This is a genomic window from Nafulsella turpanensis ZLM-10, assembly GCF_000346615.1.
Classification (GTDB): Bacteria; Bacteroidota; Bacteroidia; order Cytophagales; family Cyclobacteriaceae; genus Nafulsella; species Nafulsella turpanensis.
Window position 1 is genome coordinate 29,329 of the sequence record NZ_ANNU01000048.1, and the last position, 18,353, is coordinate 47,681.

Sequence of the window (18,353 nt, forward strand, 5' to 3'; positions counted from 1 at the left end):
CAAAATACAAAAACTAATTAAAATTACCTGTCTTCTTTTGCAGGAGCAGCGCTTTCGGAGAACTGCCGTGGTGGCTTTCGGTGCTGAGTGCCCTGCTCGTAAGCATAGGTGTAGCCAATGAGCGTAGGTTCGTCGAACATCCGGCCGAGGAACTGAAGACCGGCAGGCAGGCTCCCATCGGTGTAGCCCATGGGAACGGTGAAAGCAGGCTGCCCGGTATGTGGGGCAATGAGCTGGCTGTTGTCTCCTTTGTAGCCTTCGAAATCTCCTACTTTAGCAGGCGGGTGATTCCAGCTGGGGTAAATGAGTGCGCCCAGCTGATGTCTGTCCATGGCCTCCCTTACCGCATTTCTAAAGGCAATCCTGCGTGGGTCAGTAAAGGCATCGGAGCATTCGTGAATGCTGCTGTCGGTAGGTGTCTGGTCCTTGGCTTCCAGAAAGTATTTCAGGTTCTCTTCTATGTAGGGAGCGTATTTTCCTGAGGCGACAATTTCTTCTAAATTTTTAACAGGCACCTCTTCTCCTAAAGTGGCAAGGTACTCGTTGATGTCGTGTTTAAAAACATCGCACCACTGGTTCCGGCTCAGACTGTCGAAGTTATGGATTTCAACAGAATCTACCACAATGGCTCCGAGGCTTCTTAAATCGGCAATGGCCTGTTCAAAAAGTGCTTTAACCTTCGGGTGGGGGTTATCTTCGCTCAGGGTTCTCAGCACGCCAATCCGTGCACCTTTAAGGGCGTCTTTGTCCAGGAATCGGGTGTAGTTCTCCGGCACTTTGCCCTGGCTGTATTTAGTAAGGGGATCGGCCGGATCATAGCCGGCAATTACTTCGAGCACTTTGGTGGCATCTTCTACGGTACGCGCCATTGGTCCGCCAACATCATTGCGCAGGTAGAGCGGAACAATGCCGTGCCGGCTGGTGAGGCCAAGTGTGGAGCGAAAGCCTACCAGTGCAGTATGTGAAGATGGGCCCCGGATGGAGTTACCCGTGTCGGTACCAAGACCCAGGGTGCCGAAGTTTGCTGCCACAGCAGCGGCGGTGCCTCCGCTGGAACCGGCAGGTACATGTTCTAAATTGTAGGGGTTCAGCGTTTCTCCTGCAATGGAGCTGATGCTTACCATAGGGCTGAAGGCCCATTCAGCCATATTGGATTTAGCCAGTACAATGGCTCCGGCTTCTTTCAGTTCTTTTATCTGGTAAGCATCTTCATCGGGTTCGAAGCCTTTCAGCGCCAGTGAGCCTGCGGTAGTCTGTAAGCCTTCGGTCTGGTAGTTGTCTTTTACTATCAGGGGGATGCAGTGTAGCTTTCTCAGCTGGCCTGTGCGGGCATACTCTTCATCGAGTTGGCGTGCTCTTTCCAGTGCATCGGGATTGGTAAGCACAATGGCATTTAGCTTTGTGGGCTGGTCATAGGTTTCTATTCGCTCCAGGTAAGCCTTTACCAGCTGCTCGCAACTGCAATTTCCTGCTGCAAAAGCCTGGTGGATTTCAGCTATGGTAGCCTCCTCTAACTCAAAGGGTTCTTCGACAGCTTCGGTGTTAGCAGCCGGATTGCAGCTATTAAATAAAAAGAAGAAAAGAATGGAGCTGAAAGCCGGCAGGATTCTAAAAAGCATACTTAATGTGGTAAAAAGATGAAATTAAGAGCGAAAGTAAGTTTTATTTGGGGAAACTCAGCGGCCCAATATTGCCGAATTTTATACAGCAGAGTTCTTTAAATACTTCTTTCTGGTCAGAGGCAAACCTCTGACGCTACGGAAATTTACTGAGCTGTTATGTTTATTTTCATAACCTGCTTATTGAGCTGCCTGTGGCTGGTGTTGAATAATGAACTGAATTAGCTCTTCCAAAGGCACATTCGCCCGCTCATACGCATCCTTAATATCTTCGCGCGATACCTGGGCGGCAAAGGCTTTATCTTTCAGCCGTTTTTTTACACCTTTTACTTCCATGCCATTGTATCCTTCTGGCCGCATAAGGGAGTAGGCATGGGTGAGGCCGGACAGCTCATCAAAGGCATACAGCATTTTATCCATATCACTAACCGGTTCCACGCCAAAATATTTAGGTCCGTGGGAGGCAATGGCCCGGATGATGGAAGGATCTATCTTCCGGTTTTCAAGTTCATTTATAATGCGGGCGCAATGTTCTTCCGGCCACTGATCCCAGTCGGCATCGTGCAGCAGCCCGGCAAGGAACCATTTATGCTGTTCCTGCTCATTGAGTCCGGCTTTTTCGCGGGCCCAGGACTGCATCAGGTGGCCCACCTGCTTCATGTGCAGTTGCAGCCGGTCATTTTTCACCCAGTCGTCGAGAAGGGCAAGGGCTTCTTCCCTGCTCATCGTATTGCCTGTATTTGCAGGGTCGCCGAATTCTGTGCGGCCCAGATTAAGATCGTGCTTGGTCATAAACTAGCTGGTTTTATTATCCTTTTACAGGTTATAGAGTCTGTAGAATACTTTTTCTCCTGATGTTTCTCACAACCGGCAAAGGTTAACTACCTCTCTTGTGAAGGTTTAACTTAATATTAGAAAAAAGTAGCTAAAAGTACTACAGCTAAAAGGGGAAATATGTAGAAGGGACTGCGGCAGCTGGTGTAAAACAAAAAAGCCTGATAGGACTATCAGGCTTTGCTCCTCAGGTAGGGCTCGAACCGCACGGGCGGCCCCGCAACGACCCTTTGATTAACAGTCAGATGCTCTAACCAGCTGCACAGAAGCGACTACTTCTCCAGGAACAAAAAAAGCCTGACACGATTGTATCAGGCTTAAGCTCCTCAGGTTGGGCTCGAACCAACGACCCTCTGATTAACAGTCAGATGCTCTAACCAGCTGAGCTACTGAGGAAAATGCTGGCAATAAATTATGAACGTTTCATTAAGCTTCTCAGATTGGGCTCGGACCGCGCGGCTGCCGCCAACGACCCTCTGATGAGCAGCCTGGGTCTTTAGCCAGTTTTGCAGACTAACTGGAGTGCATTTAAATCAAGCATTCATTTAAGCTCCTCAGGTTGGGCTCGAACCAACGACCCTCTGATTAACAGTCAGATGCTCTAACCAGCTGAGCTACTGAGGAATTTTACCCGCCAAACGGGAATGCAATTATAGCAGCTTATTTTCTTTTCTCCAACTGAGGAGGGCCTTTTTTTGAAAAAATTGTGGCAGTCAGTTCTCCTTTAAAAACAGGCGAAGTAGCAGCAGATTTAAGATAAAAATTCAGCAAATGAGCCGGTAGAGATCTCTTGTTCATCCTTAAATAGTGAAGCTCTTTTGAGGGAGGCAGGCAAAAACAGCCAGCAATGAAAAGGCCGGCAGTTTACAGTGCTTTTTTGTTAAATAATGTTAAAACACAAAAGGAGTCAGGAATTATAGCGTTAAGTGTATGGTTTTTGATACACATCAGGAAAGCAACGAAAAAATATTTAGAATTTTAATATCTTAAGCACATGAGTAAAAAACACTTCTATTTCGGCATTATTCTGGCCGCCCTTATTGGTGGACTGGTGGCTGTAGCAGGTTTTTACCTGACCCGCAATAATGGTTCTCAGCAGTTAAATCCGCTAAATGACCGCCAGAATGTCAGATTCTCCTCTTATATCGACCCTTCTGAGTTTACAGTGCCAGAAGGCTTAAATTTTGTATATGCTGCAGAATTAGCCACTCCCGCAGTAGTACACATCCGCTCTACCTACAGTGGTAATACTGCTACCGCAAAGGGACGGCCAATGCAGCAGCATCCTTTCCAGGATATGTTTCCTGATCTGTTCGGCAATCCCGGTCAGCAAATTCCAAAAGGTCACCCAGGTGTTCCGCGCGGCTCCAGTGGTTCAGGGGTCATCGTTTCTGAGGATGGTTATATCGTAACCAATAACCACGTAATTGACAATGCCAGCACCATTGAAGTAGTGCTGAGCGATAACCGTAAATATACTGCCGAGCTGGTAGGTACTGACCCGACTACCGATATTGCCGTTCTTAAAATTGAGGAGGAAAACCTGCCTTTCTTATCTTACGGAGATTCAGACAAAATTAAAATTGGAGAGTGGGTGCTTGCGGTTGGAAACCCTTACGACCTTAACTCTACCGTTACTGCCGGTATTGTAAGTGCCAAAAGCCGTAGCATAGGGATACTGGCTAACGAAGCAGGTACCGGTATCGAATCTTTTATCCAGACCGATGCAGCCGTTAACCCAGGTAACAGTGGTGGTGCACTGGTGAACCTCAAGGGTGAACTGATTGGTGTGAATACTGCCATCGCTTCTCCAACAGGCTCTTATTCCGGCTATAGCTTTGCAGTACCGGTATCGCTTGTTTCTAAAATTGTGGAGGATATTAAGGAGTATGGAACTGTACAGCGTGCGCTCCTTGGGGTAAGAATCGGTAATGTAAATGCAGAGCTGGCTAAAGCCGAAGGCCTTGAAGTAAACAAAGGTGTATATGTGGCGGATGTAAACGCAGGAAGTGCAGCCGCAGAGGCAGGTATTGAAAAAGGCGACGTTATTGTAGAGGTAAATGAGCACCCTACTCGAACAGTAGCGCAACTGCAGGAAAGCATTGCGCTGAACCGTCCCGGCGATAAGGTAAAGGTTACGTTTTACCGTAATGGTGAGCTGAGCAGTGTAATGGCTACCCTTAAGAACAGCATGGGCACCACAGCGGTAGTTGCCAAAAGTGAAGGTCAGCTTGAGCTGAGCGGTGCTCTTCTTGCTAACCTTTCGCCTGAAGAAAGCCGCCAGTTAGGTATTGAAGGTGGTGTAGTAGTGGAAAGGATTGGGAATGGAAAATGGGCTGAGGCAGGTGTAGCAGAAGGCTTCATCATTACTGCCATCGATAATAAAAAAGTAACCAGCACCGAAGAACTACTTTATATCCTTAAAAATAAGCGTGGGGAGGGTACTCTTGTAGAAGGTATCAGCCCGAATGGTGAAAAAGTTTACTATGGTATGCCCTGGTAAGCCACTTGAAGAACAATAGTAAAAGAAGGCACTCCGCTGGGGTGCCTTTTTTTATGCTTAAATTAAGTTATTTCTTCCGATTCCTTTATCTTTAGGTTTACAAACAGAATGAACAATTGATAATTTTTTATGGCTCAATCAAATTTTAATCTTCAGCAAATCTTCAGCACCTTTAACATTAAAGAAACCAATGCAGCAGCTTCGACCGGAAGTAACTGGTTTGGCCGTGAAGGAGAAGTAAAGACTTCTTTTTCGCCTGTCGATGGAAAGGAAATTGCCAAGGTATACCTGGCCACTGAAGCAGACTACAACAAGCTTATTGAAAAAGCGCAGGAAGCTTTTCAGGAGTGGCGTTTATGGCCGGCTCCCCGTCGTGGCGAAGTGGTTCGGCAGTATTCAGAGGCCCTTCGGAAGTTCAAGGAACCTCTCGGTCAGCTGGTGTCCTACGAAATGGGTAAGTCTTACCAGGAAGGTTTGGGCGAAGTGCAGGAGATGATTGATATATGCGATTTTGCCGTAGGTCTGTCGCGCCAGCTGCACGGGCTTACCATGCACTCCGAGCGCAGCAAGCACCGTATGTATGAGCAGTACCATCCGCTGGGCGTTGTCGGTATTATTTCTGCCTTCAACTTTCCGGTTGCCGTTTGGAGCTGGAATACCGCCCTTGCCTGGGTGTGTGGAGATACCACCATCTGGAAGCCGTCTGAAAAAACACCTTTAACGGCTCTTGCCTGTCAGCACATTCTGGAAGAAGTGTTCCGTAAAAATGAAGTACCTGAAGGCGTAAGCTGTGTGGTAATGGGCGATTACCGTATTGGTGAGCTGATGTCGAACGACAAGCGTGTTCCTTTGGTGTCGGCCACTGGCTCTACCCGTATGGGTAAAAAAGTAGGGGCTGCCGTAGGTGCCCGCCTCGGCAAAGCGCTGCTGGAGCTGGGAGGTAACAATGCCATGATTATTTCGAAAGATGCAGACCTGAAGCTGGCTATTATTGGTGCCGTATTTGGTGCCGTAGGTACGGCAGGGCAGCGTTGTACCTCTACCCGTCGCCTCATCATTCACGAAGATATCTACGATACCGTAAAGCAAAAGCTGAAAGATGCTTATAAGCAGTTGAGCATCGGTAATCCGCTCGACCCATCGAACCATGTAGGACCGCTCATCGACAAGGAAGCGGTGGAAATGTATAAAAATACCCTGCAGAAGGTAGAAAAAGAAGGGGGAAAGGTGCTGGTGGAAGGCGGAGCACTGGAAGGTGCCGGTTATGAGTCGGGTTGTTATGTAAAGCCTGCCGTGTATGAAGTGGAAAAACATTTTGAGGTAGTGCAGCAGGAAACATTTGCTCCGGTTTTATACTTATTAAAATACTCCGATATTAATGAGGCTATTGCCATTCAGAATGGTGTACCGCAGGGCTTATCTTCGGCCATCATGACAAACAACCTCCGCGAGTCGGAACTGTTTCTTTCTCATGCCGGTTCGGACTGTGGCATTGCCAATGTTAACATCGGTACTTCAGGTGCTGAGATAGGCGGAGCGTTCGGGGGTGAAAAAGAAACCGGTGGAGGCAGAGAGTCTGGTTCAGATGCCTGGAAGGTTTATATGCGCCGGCAGACGAATACTATTAACTATGGCGAAGACCTGCCACTGGCCCAGGGAATAAAGTTTAATATTTAAAGGCAGCAAATAAATTTTCTTGTAAAATTTTTTTATTGCTGCTATATTTATTGTACTATTAACTTAAGTAAGATAGCTTAATTTGCCTACCTTAGGCTATCTTACATTTTTTACAAAAATAAACCATTTATCAGGAAATGGCAGAGAAACAACAAGTGCAATATAATGCCGTCATGTTAATTGATGATAATGAGATTGATAACCTCATTAATCATAAGATGATAGAAGCGAGTAATCTTACAGATAAAATATTTACCCATACAGGGGCCAAAAGTGCCATTGAATTTTTGAAGAATATTGAAAAGCTCAATAGTGCAGGTGAAAGTATTCTGCCGGAACTTATCTTTCTGGATATTGATATGCCCCTGATGGATGGTTTTCAGTTTTTGGATGAGTTTGATAAGCTTTCCGACATGACTAAAAAGAAGTGCCGGATTATTATGCTTACCTCTTCCATTAACCCGCAGGACGTAAACCGCTCCAAGAAATATGATTATGTGAAAAAGTATATCAATAAGCCACTTACACAGGAAAACCTGAAGAAGCTGAATGTCTGATTTAGTGTAACCGGCTTATCGCTTCGGCTACTTTGGCAAAAGGCTTAGGGGCTGGCGAAAAAAAAGAGGCTGTTGAATGAATTTTCAACAGCCTCTTTTTATGTCCGTACTTTTTTAGATTGCCGGCTTACAGGTCGGCCAGCTTTTGTAGTAGTGTTTCGTCAAACTTTACATATTTAGTGGGTGCAAAGTAAGGAGGATCGATGGCCTTAAACTTATCAGCCAGCTGGTTAATCTTCTCGTACTTATGACGCTTACTTTCGCTGATAGAGATCTTCATGATCTTCGTAAATATCAGCACATGTTCGCAATTGTCTTTTCCGAGCAGGCGAATCTGGCGCTGAATACTGTTGATGAGCTGGTTGAACAAATCATAATCGCTTTGCAGGCAGTACTGCAGGGCCAGAATAGTTTTAATTTCCAGCTGGGCATACGGGTACTTTTTGAGGCTGAGCTCATTCAGCAGGTTATTGATCCAGCGGGCAGCCTCATCGTATTTTTCTGCATAATAACAGCTCAGGGAGCGGTACAATACATAAGAAATATACTTAGGCAGGTCGTCCTTGTCAATATCAAAATCCTGGAACAAAGCCTCATTTTCCTGGTACATCTGTCCTGCTTCCTGTGCCCGCAGGTGGCGTTCGATCTTGGTTAGCAGGAACTGTGGCGGATAAGTGTACAGGCTGTAATTCGACATCAGGTTAGCGGCCGACTCATTAATTTCCTCGAAATAAGTCTCGGCCTTGCGAAATACCTTATAGTAGTTATAATACTCCAGTCGCAGGTATTCATATACCAGCCGCAGGTGGAAGTAAATGGTGTCGAGCTGGTACATCTCGAAGATGGTTTGCATGCGGTCGAGCACATCTTCAATCGGCTCCAGCTCCTGTTCCATTGTCTCATCGCGCATTACGAAGAGGCGGTGGAACACACTCAGGCAGCTCTGGTATACATACAGTCGGTGCGAGTCGTAGAGCTTGCACACATTCTGCATCTCGTTGCTTAAAAGGGTAAGTTCCAGTTTTTCTGTTTCGCCACCGGTGAGGGTGTATTCTCCGTACTTTTTAAAGTAGGTGGCGAGCAGGTCTTCGGCTTTATCTACGGCCAGCATATAGGCCACGTGCTGGTTATAGAGCTGCGAGTAGTTAAAGTGCTCCGGGGTATGGATGTGGAGCTTTTTAAGCGTTTTATAAACAACAGTTAGTTCATTGGCCAGGTCATAATCCTGGAGTTCCTTTTCGAGCTTCTTAAGGGTAGCAACCGCAATGGCTTTCTTTTTGGTAAAGATTACTTCATTGATGTTGGCAACCTTCTTCAGGATATCTGTCCGTGGGTTCTCCATTTGCTGGAGAAGGTATTCCTCAATCTTCTGGTTCAGTCGGGAGCGGAGTGTATAGTAAGCATTGGTGTTTACATCCAGCTCATCCATGATTTTGTTGTCTGAAAAATGCTTCTCCCGCATGGCCTTAAGCAGGTAGGCTGATTTTTCAGCACTGCTTTCCATGAGTGAAGAATGAATTTTTTCATAATCCCCTTCGGATAGCTGTTTTATAATGTTCTTGAGCTTAGCCATAAATGAGGTAGTGCTATTTTAGTTTAGATGCTTTTTAAAAAGCAGTGACTATTAAATAAAATAAAGAAAGTATTTAGTGATAGGTACAAATGCAATAAAAACCGATTACACATGCATCATCTCTTAATATTAATAAAAATCATTTAGTAAACAGGTGAAATAGTAGAAAAATCTTTTAGAAGATGAAAAAAAATACAAAATCAGGTAATAAGGTAAATGACGGAACACTCAGGAAAAGACTGGATTTTGTTTATTTCTGAGTAAAATATGTATTTAGTCTACTAAAATAAATGCCGGTTACCGTAAGCGGAGGCTGTTGAACTCATCAGGCTGCCTTTTTAAAAGAGCAGCTTAAATGTGCTATAAGGATCTGTGGGTATGAGGAGCAGGTATTACTGGCTGCGAGTATAAAAAAGTAGCTGCCTCCTGCCGTAGGCCCAAGCAGGGTAGGTTTGGTTTAATTTAGCTTTATCATAACCACTACTTTTTTGCTTGCAGATTCTGCCTTCAGCTAAACCACCTGCCTACAGCTTTATTTTCTGGTTAAAGGTTGCCAGGTCTTCCGGACGGCCAATTACGTATAAAATATCATCGGGCTGAATGCGGGTATCGCCGGTAATATTCATAAGCAGCTCCCGGTTTCGGTTAATAGCAATAAGGTTTACGCCGTAGCGGCTACGAATCTGGGCCTCTTCCAGGGGAACATCAACAATGGAGGATCCACCATATTGTACTTTTAAGGTAGCTACGTTGAGGTCGGGGAGCGAAGCTTCCAGGCTGCGGACCATGTTGGAGGAGTAGGAAGGGCTCCGGAGCATTTCGTATTTGCCTGCCCGGATGCTGCGGGTAAAGGCTTCAATCTCGTCCTGCGGTACCAGGTATTTGGTCAGCACCCTTGTAAATATTTCAATGGAGGTTTCAAACTCTTCCGGAATTACTTCATCGGCACCCAGCCGGTAGTTCTCCTCCATTTCCAGTACAAAGCGGGTGCGCACAATAATGTGAACTCTCGGGCTTAGCTGTCTTACATTGGCAATAATTCGTTTGGTGGCCGTAGGGTCCGAGATGGCAATAACCACCACCCGCGCCTTATGAATGTACACATGGTTCAGGACCGGGCCTTCCACGGCATCGCCATAGAGGATGGGCTCTCCTTTTTTGCGTTCTGTTTTTACCGTATCCGGGTTTAGCTCCAGAATGAGGTAGGGGATGCCGGCATTTTTAGCCGCCAGCGAAACATTACGGCCATTGATGCCATAGCCAATGATCACAATATGGTCATCCAGCTCTTCGTGTAGTTCCGGGGCATCGGGTTTTTTCTCCCCTTTATAGCTAAGGCCGCTAATCCTTTCATATACATTGGTTTTGCTTAAATAGCCCACAATGTGGTGAGCAAACATAATCACAAAGGGTGTAATGGCCATGGTCATGAGGGAAACGGAGAGGAAGTACTGGTAGATGGTGTCCTCAAGCAGGCCGCTTTCAAGGCCGGTTTTGGAAAGAATAAAGGCAAATTCTCCTACCTGAAAGATGGACAAGCCTACCAGAATAACCGTACGCAGCGGATACCTCAGTACGAGGGCAGCAAAGGAAGCAATGAGCCCTTTTCCCAGGAAGGTAAGTGCCGTGAGTCCCAGTACTACCAGGAAGTGCTCAAACAGGAACTGCATGTCGAGCAGCATGCCAATGGAGACAAAAAAGAAGCTGGTAAATATTTCGCGGAAGGGCAGGATGTTACTGGTCGCCTGGTGGCTGTACTCCGACTCGCTGATAATTAAACCTGCCAGGAAGGCCCCTAAGGCAAGGGAGAGGCCAAGGGAGGAAGAAAGCCAGGCAACGGCAAAGCATATTACCACAATGGTAAGAATAAAAAGCTCGGGTTTTCGGCTTTTCGCCACCCAGTACAGCAGCTTCGGTACGACAAGACGGGCGCTCAGGAGCACAAAAATAATGACGAACACCCCTTTAACTGCCAGCACCAGCAGCTCCCATAACACATTGTCCGATTGCCCGGCAATGAGCGGCGTAAAGAGCATCATGGGCACCACAATAATGTCCTGGAAAATAAGAACGGCCACAATCATTTTACCGTGTGGAGTGCTGATTTCTCCTTTCTCCTGCAGAATTTTAAGGACAATGGCGGTACTACTCAGGGAGAAGAGAAAGCCCAGGAATATGGCCTGCCCCCAGGCAAAGCCTAACTGCCCGGCCAGGAAAGCGACGGTCAGAATAGTAAGCCCTACCTGTAAACTGCCTCCAATAAAAACAGCTTTTTTAATAGCCGAAAGGCTTTTTAGTGAAAACTCCAGCCCAATGATAAAGAGGAGAAGAATAACTCCTATTTCTGCCAGAATTTCCACCTCATGAGAAGCCTCCACCAGACTTAAACCATAAGGACCACTGATAAAGCCGGTAATGAGGAAGCCCAGGATGGTTGGAATCTTAAATCGTTGAAAAATCAGGATAACGATTACAGACAGGCCAAGGATAATGACAATATCAGTTAATAAAGGAATCTCCATAAAAAAGACTAAGGCTTTTAAACCGTTTAAAAAGAAACTGAAGATACAAAAATAAAGACACTACTGGCAGCTGCTTTGGCCATTGGCCTTGTGCTTCAACAGGACTCATCCATAAAAGCAGCAGTAGGGAGTAAGCGCTTAATTATAAAAAGCTGTAGCTCCACCGGCAGTTTACCTGCTTAATGGAGCTACAGCTTTTTTGTTTGACCGAGCACTGAAAGTTTTGAGCAGGCGCCATTCAGTCATGGAAAGTAACTGCTGCCACTGCGCGCCCGCCTCAAATGAAGCTGGCCGGTGAGGGTAAGGTGCAGCTACCTTGTTTACCGTTTAGAACTAAAGCCTATTGGACCCGCTTTGTACCCCATTTTCTCCACTTTCTCGATAGAATCTTCTACCTTCTCGCGTAGCTTTACCTTAAAGGCATCCAGCTTCTTGGCAACCTCATTATCCGTAGCCCCAACAATCTGGGCGGCGAGTATGCCGGCATTTTTAGCACCATTAAGGGCAACGGTTGCCACTGGCACACCGCCTGGCATTTGTAAAATACTCAGGATAGAATCCCAGCCATCGATGGAATTGCTGCTCTTTACCGGCACGCCAATGACAGGCAGTGTGGTGAGGCTGGCGACCATTCCCGGCAGGTGGGCCGCTCCGCCGGCACCGGCAATAATTACCTGCAGACCCCTATCCCTTGCTTCTTCAGCATATTTGAACATCCGGTGGGGGGTGCGGTGGGCCGAAACAATGGTAATTTCGAAGCTCACGCCTAACTCCTCCAGGGCTTCGGCGGCCTCCATCATTACAGGCATATCGCTCTGGCTGCCCATAATAATGCCTACTTTTGCTTGCTGTGCTTTGCTCATGCAATTACTTTTAAAAGTTCTTTTACCTGTTTTGCTTTTTCTTTTAAGCGTTCCTGCTCAGTGTCCACTATGGTAATATGCCCCATTTTACGGAAAGGCTTGGTCAGCTTTTTGCCGTACAGGTGTACCGCCACGCCGGAAATTGCCAGTACCTCGTCCATGCCCTGGTAGCGGGCAATACCGGTATAGCCATCTTCACCCAGCAGGTTTACCATGGCGGAGGGTATTTTCGCATCCGTAGCGCCCAGCGGCAGGTTGAGGATAGCGCGCAGGTGCTGCTCGAACTGCGAAGTAATATTGGCTTCAATCGTTTGGTGGCCGCTATTGTGGGTGCGGGGCGCTACTTCATTTACCAGCACTTCTCCTTCTTTGGTCACAAACATTTCTACGGCCAGCAGGCCTACCATGTCCAGCTTTTCTATTACTGCCTGTGCGATAGATTCTGCTTTTCGGGCAATAGCTTCGCTAATGGAGGCAGGGGCGAAGAGGTACTCCACCAGGTTTTGAACGGGATGGAATACCAGCTCCACTACCGGAAAGCTCTTCGTTTCTCCCTGCGCATTGCGGGCCACAATCACCGAGATCTCCTTCTCAAAGTCAACAAACTTTTCCAGCAGTCCCGGCTTATCAAATGCTTTGTCGATATCGACAGCTGAAGCAATCTTTTGTACACCCCGGCCATCGTAACCTTCGCGGCCCAGCTTGTTCATGGCTGGCAGGAAGTCGAGGTGCTTTTGTACGTCGGCTTTATTTTCCACCAGGACAAAAGGGGAGGTAGGGATATTATTTCCCTGGTAAAACTGCTTCTGGCTTCGCTTGTCCTGTATAAGCTCAATCACCTCCGGTTGAGGATATACTTTTTTACCTTCTTTCTGAAGCGCCTTCAGGGCCTCCACATTTACATTCTCAATTTCTATGGTAATAAGATCGAGCTTTTGGCCCCAGCGGTATACGGTATCATAATCAGTAAGAGAACCCTGGCTGAAGTGGGTGGCAATGTCTTTACAGGGAGCCTCAGCATCCGGATCGAGGATATGGATGTCGAGATTGAAATTAATGGCTGACTGGATGAGCATACGCCCCAGCTGTCCGCCGCCAAGTACACCTAACTGAATATTCTGGTTGAACTGCTCTTTTTGATTAGTCATGAGTCTTGAGTAGTGAGTATTGAGATTTTTTATTTCCCCATCAGTACCTTACTGTATATCAATGCCCATTTTTTGCATCAGTTTGCTGGCATTAAAACTTTTACAGATGCCGGGTTCCAGCTTATAGCGGAAGCGAATACTATCGCCTACCACGTCGCTGTTAAAGCTGAAGTTGCGAAGGCCTCCATGCTCGGCCATCTGGCCCAGGTTAAGGTCGTGGGTAGAGACAAAGCCGGAGGCACCCAGGCGGCTCAGCTGCTTAATAAGGGCTTCGGCTCCACGGTGGCGGTCTTCCGAGTTGGTGCCTTTCAGCACTTCGTCCAGCATAAACAGAACAGGAAGCTCATCGGCTACATCGGGTGTTGACAGCTGGTCGTGGGCTGTATCGGGCATATCTTCTGTAAGTTGTTGCTGTGCAGTTTCGGCATTTACCAGCTTAAGGAGCTGGCGCAGACGCTGCAATTCCGCATAGAAGGAAGAAACGCTTTCTTCGAGCGAATCGGTGCTTCGCATGGAGGTAAACACCTGCATAGGACTAAGCCGCATGTGAGAGGCACAGGCAGGGGCCCCCATTAGAGCCAGCACGATATTGACGCCTACCGTCCGCAGAAAAGTACTTTTTCCTGCCATGTTAGAGCCGGTGATTAGAATTACTTCTCCTGCGCCCTCCATCTTAAAATCGTTGGTTACCCTGTTTTCGGCAGGGAGGAGCGGATGGCCCAGGTCTTTAATATCCAGATATTGAGGCCCTTCCTGTAGCTCCGGAAAGCTGTATTGTGGCTGGGCATAACTAAAGCCTGCTATGCTGTTAAGCACATCAAGTTCGCTGATGGCCGCGAACCAGGTGCCAATATCCGACTGCATTTCTTCTTTCCAGCGCTCTGCTCTTACCATCCAGTAAATGTCAAGCATAAAAATGCCATTGAGAAGGAAGTACAGCTGGTTGGTGCGGGCATCGAGTCCATCGAGTATTTGCGAGAGCTCCTTTATTTTGGCCGATGCGCTGCTTCCTTCATGCCTGAACGTTTTTTGCAGCTGCTGCAGAAGCGGGGCCGAAAAGGTGGAGTCTTCCACCTGCTTTATCATGGCCTGATACCCCTTTAGTACCTTTACGCTGTGAGTAGTCGCCTGCTGGGTTTCACTGGCTATGGGCATTATGCGGCTAACTATGAGGAAATTAAGTACAAAAGAGCCGATGAAGAAATAAATATTCAGGTCGAAGAAAATAAAACCCAGGAGGAGCAAAATGCTGATGGTTGGGAAAATATAGAAGGCGACCCGATAAAAGGTATTATTGCGAACCTTCTGTGGTGTCTTAAGCCACTCCAGGAGCGGAAGCGTGTTGCTGTCGGGCTCCTTAAAGTGCCTGCCGGCTGCTTCGAAGGTTTGTCGCCAGCTAAGCTTTGGGCTCAACTCCTGTACAGCTTCCTGTCTTGCTTTTATGGCTTCTATGGGAGCGGCCTTGCTCAGCCAGCGGGCCAGCAGTTTTTCGCCACTGAGGCTCGCCGTTCGGTTAATGAGCTGAAAAAGAGAGTGGGGGCCGAATATATCGAGGTCGAGATGATAAGAGTGAAGGGGCTTGAAGTACTGGTACCCATCCGGAAATTCTTTCAGCTTATTTTGCAGGCGGAGGAGCTCTTCGGTATTGATAGTGGCCTGCAGCCGGCTCATGTCGCGGGCAAATTTTATTTTTTTATGGCGAATAATCAGCCAGAAGAAAAAGGGAGGGAAGAGGACCACCAATGCCACCACGGCCCAGTCGAGACGCTCGTTGGCCAGGTAAAAAAGGAGCACAAGGGCGATGGCAAAGGAAAGGATTCGGAAAAGCGATAGCTGCCGGTACTTTTTGTCGAGTTGCTGGGCTTCGCCGGTAAATCTTGTTTCCTGTTCCTTAAAAATTTCGGATGGCTTGGTTTGCATAGGTATCAGGGCTATTCAGCGGGCCAAAAATAAGCAAAATGCCTTTAAACTAAGCTATATATTCCGGAAGAATGGAGCCAGAACAGAAATCCCCAAAAGGAAATCTATAATCTACCGGAAGAAATGAAATAAGGTCGGGATCGGAAAAAAGGTTTTTATTGCCGTGGTTTTTCTAGTTTCTCCAGCAAAGCGGAGCTAAGCGTATGAAGGAGGTTGAGGTCTGTTTGCCCAATCAGTGCCATCCGCTCCAGCAGTCGGTTCGCCTTTGTGGGGTTCTGGTCAATTTCGGTGAGCGTAAGCAGTCGTTCTACTTTTTGCTTCAGGGCACCATAAGAAGCCTCATCGGTAGTGCTGGCAGCTTTTTCATTGCTATCAGAAGACTGCAGTTGCGAGAGTGCATACGCAAAAATCATTACCGCCTGCCCCAGGTTTACAGAAGGGTAGGGCGCGGCCAGCGGTATACTGGTCGCCATATCGCAAAGGAGCAGTTCTTCATTGGTTAGGCCCGATTCCTCCCGACCAAATACCAGACCCACGTGCTGCAGCCCGCCTGCCTTTCTTTGTAAGATGGTTGCCAGTTCGGTGCTGGAATGATAATCCTGCTTGGTAGTGCGCTGCTGGTTCGCTGTGGTGCCGATGAGTAGGTCCATTCCGGATGCCGCCTCTTCAAGATTAGTATACACTTTGGCAGATTCAAGAATGTGGTTGGAGCCGTGTGCCAGCATGCGTGCTTTTGTGCTCAGGTGGTCGCAGGGGTTAACCAGCCGTAGAGACTGAAAACCCATGGTGTTCATGGCGCGGGCACTGGCACCAACATTTTCCGGTACAGCTGGCTCTACTAAAATAAAATGGATCTGCATGGGGCTGGGGCTTAGATTTTTGGGAGTAGGGATAAGTGTTTAGTGACTGGTGCCTCGTACCTGGTTCTGGTTGTGCGATTTTCTGTGTGCGAAGTGCTCAAATAACAGCGGTTTATGAGTCTATCCTATCCTGATTTCTGGTTCTTACATCCTATGTCCATCGTCCCTTGTCTCCCATCTCCTTTTAGGAGAACACCTGAAAAACAATATAGGCCGAAATATAGGCCAGGCCTGTCATAAACACCAGTTGCAGAAGTGGTGCCCACCAGCTGCTTCCATTGCGCATCAGCCGGCCCAGCATATTAAAGAACTGCATGGCAAAGGCATAGAACACCAGCAGGGAAAAGACAGTGGCCAGTGCGTAGGAGCCTTCTTCGGTATGCGGATTAACATTTGATTCGATACGCTCGATAATGCTGTGGGTAGGAAAATTAGTTTCCTGGCTGTAAATAGTGGCCATACTGCCGATAAAAGCTTCGCGGGCGGCAAAAGAGCTTAGAATGGCCAGGCCAATCTGCCAGTCAAAGCCTAATGGGCTAACCACCGGCTCAATAAAGCTGCCCAACTGGCGGGCATAGCTTGCATCGGGCGAAAAGAGTGAATCTTCCAGGGCAGGCGCGAAGGAAAAGTCGCTCTTATGAACCAGGGCCACTTCTTCCTGCATCGTGGGGCTGAAATTGAGTAAGGCCCAGAAGATAACAGATACAGGGATAACTGTACGGACTGCCTGCAGGCTGAAGCCATAGAGGCTGTCTTTTACAATTTTCCAGATATCTTTCCAGTAAGGGCTGGTAAAATAAGGCAGCTCCATCATCAGGTAATCTTCTTCCCGGGTTTTAACCAGCAGCTTAAGAATCCAGGAAGATAAAACAGCGGCGATAAAGCTAAAGAAGTACATGCCCAGCAGCACCAGGCCCTGCAGGTTAATGATGCCTAAATAGTTTTCGTAAGGAACAAAAAGGGCAATAAGAATAATATATACCGGCAGGCGGTTGGAGCAATTAACAAGCGGGGTGATAAAGATGCCGCTCAGTTTTTCGCGCCAGCTGGAGCATTCGCGGCTAGCCAGGATGGCCGGCACACCGCAGGCGGCATTAGAGAGCAATGGTACGGCACTTCGGCCGGTAAGGCCAAAGAAGCGCATCAGCTTATCCATCAGCATAATTACACGCGACATATAGCCCGATTCTTCCAAAAGGGCTACAAAGGTATAAAACACCAGCAGGTGTGGGATAAACACGAAAACGCCTGCCAGGGCCGGTAAAATGCCTCTCGTTAAAAGGCTGTTGATAAATCCGTTTGGTAGCAGGTCGTGAACTGCAGAGGTAAGCCAGGCAAAGACCGCATCGAGCCGGAGCATGGGGTAATGACCAATTGCAAAAACGAGCTGGAACAGCACAAACAGCAGGGCCACAAAAAAAAGATAACCCCAGGAGGGGTGGGTGAGCCAGCGGTCTATTTTGCCGAACAGCAGGCGAAAGCCCGTCTGCTTTTGAGTGGTTACACTACGAACCAGCTGATGAATTAAGCGGTGACGGCCTAAAGTTTCCTTGGCCTGCAGGTCAGCACTTCTAAAACGGCTTTTATTTTTAAGCTGCTGTAGCCACTCTTTTTCTTCAGTCGAAAGAACAGTGGAGGCCTCTCCCTGTTGCAGGAGCTGGTAGGCCTGGTAGGAGTTTTGAATATCAAATTTCTCCTTTACTTCAGCAATGCTCTTCTTTGCCAGTGGTTCCGTATCGTAGAGCGGGCTGCACAGTTTCTTTACCGGGTTGGCCAGGAGGGTCTTCAGGTCGTCAAGACCTTCGCCTGTGCGGGCATTAATGGGAACTACCTGTACCTGCAGGGCATCGCGCAGTTTTGCAATGTCCACTTCAATGCCTGCCTGTTCGGCAAGGTCGAGCATGTTTAGTGCCAGCACTACCGGTACTCCAAGATCTTTTACCTGCGTAAAAAGAAGCAGGCTCCGGTTAAGGTTAGAGGCATCGGCAATAAAAACTAAAATGTCGGGAAAATATTCGTGTCGGGGGTGGCCCAGTATATCGACTGCAACCTTTTCATCATTACAACGGGCATAAATGCTGTAAGCACCGGGCAGGTCGATAATTTTGGCCGTCATAAACTCATCGAGCCTGCAGTGGCCCGAACGCTTCTCTACTGTAACGCCAGGAAAGTTTCCTACTTTCTGGCTCAGGCCTGTTAACTGGTTAAATAAAGAGGATTTACCAGCATTAGGGTTGCCAATAAGAGCAATTTTTGGGTTTGACTTTACAGACATAC

The 18,353-nt window shown here is 47.5% G+C and carries 12 protein-coding genes and 2 tRNA genes; 3 read left to right on the forward strand and 11 right to left on the reverse strand.

The annotated features are described in order from the left end of the window. Nucleotides 1–23: 23 nt before the first annotated feature. The 4 genes from F752_RS0117740 to F752_RS0117755 form a co-directional block, all read right to left on the reverse strand. Nucleotides 24–1,619 (reverse strand): amidase family protein, encoded by a 1,596-nt coding sequence (locus tag F752_RS0117740; protein ID WP_017733096.1) that lies wholly within the window; start codon nt 1,617–1,619, stop codon nt 24–26. 180 nt (nt 1,620–1,799) lie between these two features. Further along, nucleotides 1,800–2,411, reverse strand: coding sequence for a hypothetical protein (locus tag F752_RS0117745; protein ID WP_017733097.1), 612 nt, complete (start codon nt 2,409–2,411; stop codon nt 1,800–1,802). A gap of 364 nt (nt 2,412–2,775) precedes the next feature. Continuing rightward, nucleotides 2,776–2,849: transfer RNA gene (locus F752_RS0117750), tRNA-Asn, on the reverse strand. A gap of 154 nt (nt 2,850–3,003) precedes the next feature. Continuing rightward, nucleotides 3,004–3,077, reverse strand: a tRNA-Asn gene (locus F752_RS0117755). Between the two features lie 370 nt (nt 3,078–3,447). On the opposite strand from F752_RS0117755, the gene F752_RS0117770 reads away from it, so the two are divergent. The 3 genes from F752_RS0117770 to F752_RS0117780 all read left to right on the forward strand — a co-directional run bounded on the left by F752_RS0117770 (nt 3,448) and on the right by F752_RS0117780 (nt 7,190). Continuing rightward, the gene (locus tag F752_RS0117770; RefSeq protein ID WP_017733099.1) at nt 3,448–4,956 is read left to right on the forward strand and encodes a Do family serine endopeptidase; all 1,509 of its coding nucleotides are present in this window, start codon (nt 3,448–3,450) and stop codon (nt 4,954–4,956) included. A 129-nt stretch (nt 4,957–5,085) separates the two neighbouring features. Beyond that, the gene (gene amaB, locus F752_RS0117775) at nt 5,086–6,633 is read left to right on the forward strand and encodes an L-piperidine-6-carboxylate dehydrogenase (protein ID WP_017733100.1); all 1,548 of its coding nucleotides are present in this window, start codon (nt 5,086–5,088) and stop codon (nt 6,631–6,633) included. 137 nt (nt 6,634–6,770) lie between these two features. Further along, the gene (locus tag F752_RS0117780) at nt 6,771–7,190 is read left to right on the forward strand and encodes a response regulator (RefSeq protein WP_017733101.1); all 420 of its coding nucleotides are present in this window, start codon (nt 6,771–6,773) and stop codon (nt 7,188–7,190) included. Nucleotides 7,191–7,317: 127 nt separating this feature from the next. On the opposite strand, the gene F752_RS0117785 is transcribed toward F752_RS0117780, so the two are convergent. From F752_RS0117785 to feoB, 7 genes are all read right to left on the reverse strand, one after another. Next, a complete protein-coding gene (locus F752_RS0117785) occupies nt 7,318–8,763 on the reverse strand; it encodes a hypothetical protein (RefSeq protein ID WP_017733102.1) in 1,446 nt (481 codons plus the stop codon). A 524-nt stretch (nt 8,764–9,287) separates the two neighbouring features. Continuing rightward, nucleotides 9,288–11,285 (reverse strand): cation:proton antiporter domain-containing protein, encoded by a 1,998-nt coding sequence (locus tag F752_RS0117790; protein WP_017733103.1) that lies wholly within the window; start codon nt 11,283–11,285, stop codon nt 9,288–9,290. A 320-nt stretch (nt 11,286–11,605) separates the two neighbouring features. Then, a complete protein-coding gene (gene purE / locus F752_RS0117795) occupies nt 11,606–12,148 on the reverse strand; it encodes a 5-(carboxyamino)imidazole ribonucleotide mutase (RefSeq protein WP_017733104.1) in 543 nt (180 codons plus the stop codon). Continuing rightward, entirely contained in the window at nt 12,145–13,296 is a 1,152-nt protein-coding gene (locus tag F752_RS0117800) for a 5-(carboxyamino)imidazole ribonucleotide synthase (protein ID WP_017733105.1), read from the reverse strand. The genes purE and F752_RS0117800 overlap by 4 nt, the downstream gene beginning before the upstream one ends. A gap of 48 nt (nt 13,297–13,344) precedes the next feature. After that, nucleotides 13,345–15,216, reverse strand: coding sequence for a MutS-related protein (locus F752_RS0117805; RefSeq protein WP_017733106.1), 1,872 nt, complete (start codon nt 15,214–15,216; stop codon nt 13,345–13,347). Between the two features lie 155 nt (nt 15,217–15,371). Then, nucleotides 15,372–16,076 carry a tRNA/rRNA methyltransferase gene (locus F752_RS0117810; protein ID WP_017733107.1) on the reverse strand — a complete coding sequence of 235 codons (705 nt, stop codon included), beginning with the start codon at nt 16,074–16,076 and terminating at the stop codon, nt 15,372–15,374. Nucleotides 16,077–16,260: 184 nt separating this feature from the next. Further along, the gene (feoB, locus tag F752_RS0117815) at nt 16,261–18,351 is read right to left on the reverse strand and encodes a ferrous iron transport protein B (RefSeq protein WP_017733108.1); all 2,091 of its coding nucleotides are present in this window, start codon (nt 18,349–18,351) and stop codon (nt 16,261–16,263) included. Nucleotides 18,352–18,353: the final 2 nt, after the last annotated feature.

Coding starts and splice junctions, on each gene's coding strand:
- F752_RS0117740 (WP_017733096.1), bottom strand. CDS start 1,619: ATGCTTTTTAGAATCCTGCCGGCTTTCAGCTCCATTCTTTTCTTCTTT.
- F752_RS0117745 (WP_017733097.1), bottom strand. CDS start 2,411: ATGACCAAGCACGATCTTAATCTGGGCCGCACAGAATTCGGCGACCCT.
- F752_RS0117770 (WP_017733099.1), top strand. CDS start 3,448: ATGAGTAAAAAACACTTCTATTTCGGCATTATTCTGGCCGCCCTTATT.
- amaB (WP_017733100.1), top strand. CDS start 5,086: ATGGCTCAATCAAATTTTAATCTTCAGCAAATCTTCAGCACCTTTAAC.
- F752_RS0117780 (WP_017733101.1), top strand. CDS start 6,771: ATGGCAGAGAAACAACAAGTGCAATATAATGCCGTCATGTTAATTGAT.
- F752_RS0117785 (WP_017733102.1), bottom strand. CDS start 8,763: ATGGCTAAGCTCAAGAACATTATAAAACAGCTATCCGAAGGGGATTAT.
- F752_RS0117790 (WP_017733103.1), bottom strand. CDS start 11,285: ATGGAGATTCCTTTATTAACTGATATTGTCATTATCCTTGGCCTGTCT.
- purE (WP_017733104.1), bottom strand. CDS start 12,148: ATGAGCAAAGCACAGCAAGCAAAAGTAGGCATTATTATGGGCAGCCAG.
- F752_RS0117800 (WP_017733105.1), bottom strand. CDS start 13,296: ATGACTAATCAAAAAGAGCAGTTCAACCAGAATATTCAGTTAGGTGTA.
- F752_RS0117805 (WP_017733106.1), bottom strand. CDS start 15,216: ATGCAAACCAAGCCATCCGAAATTTTTAAGGAACAGGAAACAAGATTT.
- F752_RS0117810 (WP_017733107.1), bottom strand. CDS start 16,076: ATGCAGATCCATTTTATTTTAGTAGAGCCAGCTGTACCGGAAAATGTT.
- feoB (WP_017733108.1), bottom strand. CDS start 18,351: ATGTCTGTAAAGTCAAACCCAAAAATTGCTCTTATTGGCAACCCTAAT.